The organism is Mycobacterium sp. (genome assembly GCF_036273375.1).
In the GTDB taxonomy this organism is placed as follows: Bacteria; Actinomycetota; Actinomycetes; order Mycobacteriales; family Mycobacteriaceae; genus Mycobacterium.
In genome coordinates, this window is sequence record NZ_DASUHS010000133.1 from 1 (window position 1) to 5,878 (window position 5,878).

The 5,878-nt window shown below is 66.9% G+C and carries 1 protein-coding gene; it reads right to left on the reverse strand.

Features of this window, described 5'->3' with window-relative positions:
- Positions 1 to 5,878 (reverse strand): amino acid adenylation domain-containing protein (locus VFW69_RS12675; protein ID WP_526501728.1); only part of this gene is annotated, 5,878 nt, incomplete at both ends.

A 5,878-nucleotide genomic window follows, 5' to 3' on the forward strand; every position in this document is an offset into this window, starting at 1 on the left:
CGCTGATCACTCCGGTGCGGGGGATTTCGGCGATGCGCACCGCGGCGGGACGTTCAGCGAGCAATCGCGCCCGCAGCCCGTCCAGGCCGCCGCATTCCGTCCACGTCCAGCCGGGCGCGGCTGCCAGTGAGCGCACCGATGCGGGGGCTTTGTGGATGACGACGTCGTAGCGGTACCGGTTGAGTTCGTTGTCGGCGAGGCCGCGTTTGACTTGAATCTCGAGTCCGCCCACTGACCGGTGATCGGCGGCCAGGGTGGTGAAATACTCGGGCGCCAGAAGCAATTCGGGTTCGCCGAGCAGGGCATGCTTGGCGCGCCGGCGGATGTCGGCCGCGTCGGTGGCATCGGCGCGGGCCAACGCGACGGCGGTTTGGAACGCGCCTTGCAGGCTGTGGTTGCGAACGTCACCGAGGAACAGCGCCCCGCCGGGGGCCAGTAGTTCGATGGCGCTATCGATGACCTCGGTGAGGTACCCCGCATTGGGGAAGTACTGGACGACCGAGTTGACGATGATGGTGTCGAAGTGGCCCTGCGGCAGCGTCTCGGTAACGTGTGCGGGCCGCGTCAGCAGGTGCACCCGATCCCGCCACGGGATTTGCAACTGCTCCAGCGAACGGCCCAGATTGTCGATGACGACCGCCGACATATCGGTGGCGACATACTCTGCGCAATGCGGGGCGACCTGTGACAACAACAACCCGGAGCCCACGCCGATCTCCAGCACCCGCTGCGGCCGCAGGGCCATGATCCGGTCCACTGTGGCCGAGCGCCACTCGATCATCTCTTCGAGCGGAATCGGTTCACCGGTGAGGCTGCTGTTCCAGCCCCGGAAGTCCATGCCGAAGTCCGGCATTGCTACCTCAGCGCCGTAGAGCTCGTCGTACAGCTGTTGCCACTCTTCGACGATTTCGACGTCGCCGTCGGAGGTGGTGGTGGTGTGCTTGAGGGTGATGTAGGCGACGAGGTGGTCGCCGATGTCGCTGTGGTGCACAGTGGCGGCGGCCTGGGCCACCTGTGGGCAAGCGAGCAAGGTGTTCTCGATTTCGCCCAATTCGATGCGCTGCCCGCGCAATTTGATCTGGGCATCGGCGCGGCCGAGGTATTCAAGGGTGCCGGCGGAAGTCCACCGCACCAGGTCACCGGTGCGGTACAGGCGCGACCCGGGGTCTCCGTAGGGGTTGGCCACGAACCGCTCCGCGGTCAATTCCACTCGGCCCACATAGCCGTGCGCCAGCGCGGGCCCGCTCAGGTAGAGCTCCCCCATCACACCGACGGGCGTCGGATTCAGGAAGGCGTTGAGCACCAGCGCACGCACCCCCGGGATCGGTGCCCCGATGGTGACCGGCTGCCCCGCCGACAAACGAGCACAGGTGACCCAGATGGTGGTCTCGCTCGGGCCGTAGCCATTGAACATCTGCCGACCCGGCGCCCACGCGGCCACCACCTCCGCCGGGCAGGCCTCTCCGACCGCGACCAGCGTGCCCAACCCGCCCAGGCGGTCCCGATCCAACGACCACAACACCGTCGGAGTCAAAATCGCCGCGTTGACCTGCTGGTCGTGCAGCAATGTGGTCAACGCATCGCCGGCATACACCTGCGGCGGCGCTATCACCAACGTCGCCCTCGACTCGACGGCCAACAACAACTCGCCGACCGACGCATCAAAGGTCGGTGTGGCCACCATCAGCACCCGCGCGCCTGCGTCTAGCCCGAACAAGTTGCGTTGCGCCGCAGCCCAACCCAGCAGACCGGCGTGGCTGACCGCCACCCCCTTGGGGGCGCCGGTCGACCCAGAGGTGAAGATCACAAAGGCGGTGTCATCTGCCCCGAGCGCCGCCAGCCGATCGGCGTCGGTTATCGGATCCGCGCTACGTCCGGACAGGTCAAGAGTGTCGATGCGCAGCACTGGGCGCGTCCCAGACCCGGCTACGGTGTCGCCGCCACAGGTCAACACACATACCGCGGAAACCGCGTCCAACAGCGTGGTGATCCGCTCGACCGGATGGGCCCGATCCACCGGCACATACACACCACCGGCCTTGACCACTGCCCACCAGGCCACGACCAATTCCAGGCACCGACCCACGGCCACGCCCACCGCGCGCTCCGGACCCACGCCGGCCTCGATCAGCACCCGCGCCAGTCGCGTCGACCATTGGTCAAGCTCGCGATATGACATAGCCCGGCCGCCGTCGACGGCCGCCACCGCATCTGGGTCGGCGCTCACCACCGCGGCCAACAACTCCGGGGCTACACCGACCGGTGCCGCCACCTGAGCACCGGACCACCGAGACAACACCAGCTCATGCTCACTGCGGTCGAGCAGGTCCACCGTCGACAGCGCCCGCAAGGGGTCGGCGGTCATCGCCACCAGTACCCGCTGCAACCGCTCGATGAGGGCGTCGATCCTGGCCGCGTCGAAGACGTCGGTGTCGTATTCGACACGCAGGTCTATTTCGCGGCCCGGCAGGGCTTCCATCGTCAAGGGGTAGTGGTTGTATTCGAGGTTGGTGAACCCCGTGATGGCCAACGCATCCTCGTCCGCCTCCGACGGCACGATGGTGTCGATCGGGTAGTTCTCGTAGACGAAGAGCGTGTCGAAAAGTTGTTCATGGCCCGTGACGCGGTGAATGTCGATTAGCGCCAGGTGCTGGTGCTCGAGCAGATCGTTGTGGGTTCTTTGCAGCTGAGCCAGCAGATCTGCAGTGCTGGTCGTCGCTGTGATCCGCACGCGCACCGGCACGGTATTGATCAGCAGCCCGACCATCGACTCCGCGCCGGGCACTTCGGACTGGCCCGCGCGAGACCGCGGGGTGCCGAAGGCGACATCGTTCTGACCGGTCAGTGAGGTGAGGAGCAGCGCCCAGGCGCCCTGCAGCACGGTGCTGACGGTGGCGTGGCAGGAGCGCGCCAGCTCGCTGAGGGCCTGCGTTGTCTGCTCGGGCACGCTAGCCGAGGCAAAGCCTCGCCGCCCTTGCCGCAACCGATCTTGAGGGCCGACGAGCGTGGGGGTGTCGAAGCCGGCCAACGCGTCACGCCAGGCCGCGCGGGCGGCTTCAAGGTCGCGATCGGCCAGCCAGCTAAGAAATGTGCGATAGGCGACGGTCGCGGGCAGCGGCTGCTCGTAATAGCAGGCAAAAATTTCCCGCAGCAAGATCGGTAGCGACCAGCCATCCACCAGAATGTGGTGGAAAGTCAGCACAAACCGGTGCCGGCGCTCTGCGGTGCGAATAAGGGCGGCCCGAAAGAGGGGCCCACCGGCGAGGTCGCAGACCACGTCGCGCTCGGTGGCGGATATGTCTTGGATCGAGTCATCCGCGTCGACGTCGAGGCCGGGGGCATGGAGATCGACAAACCGCCACTGGGCCGCGGGATCAGCCGGGATGATTTGCACCGGCTCGTCGAACTGCGTGCAGAACCGCGCCACCAAGTGTGGATGCCGGTTGACCACCATGTGCACCGCATCGCGCAACCGGTTCGGATCAAGGGCTCCGCTGACGGTGAAATCAAGCTGCAACGCATACATTTCGTCGTCGCTGCCTTGCGCCGTGCTGGCGTGAAAGAGCAGTCCCTGCTGCAAAGGGGTCAGCGGCAGCACGTCGGCGATCCGCTCTTGCCGGCACAGCTCGTCGATCTGCTGCTGGCTGAGGCGGGCAGGTGCGATATCGGACGGCGTCAGCCCGCCCCCACCGGCCTGCACATGCGCGCAGATTCCGACCAGAGCTTCAAACCACAACTGGCTCAACCGGTTAACCGCCGCACGATCAAGGGCCGAGGGCGCCCACGTCCAATCGGCGTGCAGATATGGGCCAGTGTCGGCGTCGACGGTGCCGGCGTTGAGCTCCAGGGTGTGGGCCAGCGGCATGGGCATCGCCCCGGCCGCACCGGTGAGCGACCAGCCTTCCTGGCCGAACCGCCAACCGTCACCGGACCTGTCGCCCGCTGGGGCGCCAAACCGGCCCAGATAGTTGAAGCCGACCGCCGGATCCGACCCGCCCAGCTCGATGTCAGGGTTCAGGTACCGGAGCAGGCCGTAGGTCAGCCCGTGCGGCAGGGCGCGCAACTGCTCCTTGGCATCCTTGAGCACCGCCCCCAACGCCGCCTCGCCGGCAATCACCTGACTCCAGCGCAAGCTGCCGACCCCCAACGACACGGGGTATTTGGTGGTGAACCACCCCACCGTGCGCGACAAGTCCACGTCTGCGGCGAGCTCCTCGTGACGCCCATGGCCCTCGACGTCGATGCCGATCGGCGCGCCGCCGGTGCCCAAAAACTCCACCACCGCGAGCCCGAACGCAATCAATAAAATTTCGTGCACGCCGGCATGAAACGCCGCGGGCACCTCGCCAAGGAGCATCCGGGTCGTCTCGACATCCAGGTCCAGCGATAGGCGCCCCGCCGTGGCATAGGTATCCAGTCCCGGCTGCACCGCCGGCAGTGCGGCCGGGATCGCCGCCGGCCGCCGCCACGTCTCGGCTAGGCCGGCGATCTCGGGGCTTTGCGCTTTTTGGGCCAGCAGCGACGCCCAACTGACAAAGGACGTCCCGGTCACCGGCAGGTCTACCGGTTGCCCGGCGCGATGCTGGGCCCACGCGATGTTGAGGTCCTCTAGCAAGATCCGCCACGAAACCCCGTCGACGGCCAAATGATGAATGATCACCACCAACTGGCCAGTGGAGCCAACCCATAGCGCACTGAGCATCACCCCGGCCGCCGGATTCAACTGCGACCGCGCCCTTATCAGCGCCTCATCGGATAACTCGTCCACCGAGGACAGACAAGCGCCGGCATTCGTCGACCCCGTTTCGGGCACCCGCAACGACCAGCCCCCGGCGCCGTCGTCGTCTATCCGCAGGCGCAACATGGGATGCCGATCCAGCAAGGCCTGCAGCAGCACCACCGCGTCCGCCTCGGTCGCCCCGGCGGGCGCCAGCACCACAACCGTCTGGTTGAACTGCTCTACCGGGGCATCCACGTCCTGCAGCCAGCGCATGATCGGGGTGGCCACCAGCGGCCCGATGCCCTCATCGATCGGGCCGGCCTCGCCGTCGGCCACCCCGGCCACCAGGGCGAGCCGGGCCACGGTCTGTTCGACGAAAATGTCGCGCGGGCGGCACAGTAGGCCGGCGGCACGGGCTCGGGCCACCACCTGCATCGACAAAATGCTGTCGCCACCCAGCTCGAAGAACGAGTCGTCGACCCCGACGCGCTCCAGCCCCAGTACCTCGGCGTAGATATCGGCCAGAATCTCCTCGACGGCGTTGCAGGGGGCGCGGTAATGATCAACATCCTGGTACGTCGGTGCTGGTAGAGCGCGGGTGTCGAGCTTGCCGTTGGGGGTCAACGGCAATGCGTCCAGTGCCACCACCGCCGCGGGGACCATGTGCCCGGGAAGCCGCTCGGTAAGCGCGGCGCGGATCTCGGTCGGATCGACTGGGCCGGTGACATAACCCACCAGGCGTTTGTCGCCGGGGCGGTCTTCGCGCGCGAGCACCACCGCCTGCTGCACTCCGTCCATCCCGGACAGCGCCGCCTGCACTTCAGACAGTTCGATGCGGTATCCACGGATTTTGACCTGCTCATCAGCACGCCCCACATACCGCAGCTGCCCATCAGGGCCCCACGACACCAGATCGCCGGTGCGATACATTCGCGTCCCCGGCTTGCCGAACGGACACGCCACAAACCGCGACCCGGTCAACCCGGCCCGACGCACATACCCGAACGCCACGCCCCGACCGGCCACATACAACTCACCGACCACCCCGGCCGGCACCGAACGCAACCAGCCGTCCAGTACGAACAACGCCGCACCCGAGACCGGCGACCCGATGGGCACCACACCCGAGCCCGCTGTTAACGGCGCGCTCATCGCCGC